General features: G+C 65.7%; 1 protein-coding gene and 1 pseudogene. Both read right to left on the minus strand.

Features of this window, described 5'->3' with window-relative positions; genetic code table 11:
• Positions 1-7: 7 nt before the first annotated feature.
• Positions 8-1,276 carry a DUF763 domain-containing protein gene (locus EOA60_RS32180; protein ID WP_128312572.1) on the minus strand — a complete coding sequence of 423 codons (1,269 nt, stop codon included), beginning with the start codon at positions 1,274-1,276 and terminating at the stop codon, positions 8-10.
• A gap of 119 nt (positions 1,277-1,395) precedes the next feature.
• Positions 1,396-1,576 (minus strand): annotated as a pseudogene (locus EOA60_RS37915) (hypothetical protein); the annotation flags it as partial.

A 1,576-nucleotide genomic window follows, 5' to 3' on the forward strand; every position in this document is an offset into this window, starting at 1 on the left:
CCGTGTCTCAACCGCCTTTCTTCAGCGGCTTCGGGTCGCTGTCAGGTGGTGGTTCCCACCCAAACACGCTCCGTCCCCCCAGCAAATGCCACTGGTCCATCTCTCCCGCCGCGATCTCCTTCAGGCTCGGCCCCGTTACATAGCGCTCCATCCGGCGTGACTCTCCATCCAGCCGCCTCAGCGCCTCCAATTCCTCGCCGCGCCCAAGCTTGGCCTTGCTCACCGCCGATTTCAGCACCGAGATCGTCTCGTCATAGACCTTAAGCGGCACGGGGAAGGGGTGGCGGTCCTTGCCGCCGTGGGCGAGCGAGAAGCGCGCCGGGTCGGAAAAGCGGCAGGGCGCGCCGTGCACCACCTCGGAGACCATGGCGAGCGCGCGCACCGTGCGCGGGCCGACGCCGGGCACCAGCAGCAGTTCGGGAAAATCCTTCGGGCCGCTCTCGATCGCGGCGGCAATGTTGCCGTGCAGGCGGCGCATGACAATGTCGCTCTCGCGCACGTCGTGATGCGCCGGCATGACGAGGTTGGGGAGCAGCGGCTGCGCGGCCGGCTCCGGCGCTTCGGCTCGCGGCTCCAGAACGGCAAGCTCGCTCAGGATCTTTTCCGGGCTCATCGTCATCAGAAGCGCGATCTGCCCGTCGCGCGCTTTCTCCGCGCGGTGGTCGGTGAGGTTGACGATCTCGCCTTGGCGTTCGCCCTCGATTGCCGCATGCGGCTGGTCGACGAAGCTTTCCAGCCCCTCCGACAGCCAGTGGTAGCGGCGCGCCTGGCGGGCGTCGCCGTTCATGCCCTGCTGCACCACCACCCAGCGCCCGTCATCGCTGACGATGAAGCCGTGCAGGTAGAGGTCGTAGCCGTCCTGCACGGCGGCGCTGTCCACCTTGGCGACCAGCCGGCTGGCAGTGGCAAGAGCTTGGCCGTCGAGACCGACATGGTCGCCGATCGCCAGCAGCTCGCCCGGCGTCTTGCGCGAATGTGCGCCGCGCCCGCCGCAGACATGGATGCCAAGCTCGCCGGCCATCGGGTTCAAGCCGCGCTTCAGCGCGCCGATGACGGAAGTGGTGATGCCGGAGGAGTGCCAGTCCATGCCCATCACGGCGCCGAAGGACTGGAACCAGAAGGGATGGGCGAGGCGCCGCAAAAGCTCGTCGCGGCCGTAATGATGGCTGATCGCTTCGCACAGAACCGCGCCGAGCTTCGTCATGCGATCGCCCAGCCATTTCGGGACCCGCCCGCCATGCAGCGGCAGGTCGGCGCTGCCGCTTCGCTGCGTCACTTTTGCTTTCCCTTATGAATGCCGGCTTCTAGATGGCATTTTGGCGGGAATTTGCAAGGCGGCGCAGCCGCAGCCGGACATCTCCCCTCGCCGAGAGGAGATGTCCGCTCGCTGGTCGGTCAGCGCCGGCAGATGCGGATCTTTTCGATGATGCGGTGGCCGTGGCGCCAGTGCTTCACGATCTTGATCCGGCAATGATCGCGATAATACCGGTTATGATAGCGCACCACATAACGCTCGCGATAGGGAGTGTAGTAGTCGTCATCGTAGACGTGTCGGTAATAGCGGTGAGGGTAATAC

This window comes from Mesorhizobium sp. M1A.F.Ca.IN.020.06.1.1 (genome assembly GCF_004023265.1).
Lineage (GTDB): Bacteria > Pseudomonadota > Alphaproteobacteria > Rhizobiales > Rhizobiaceae > Mesorhizobium.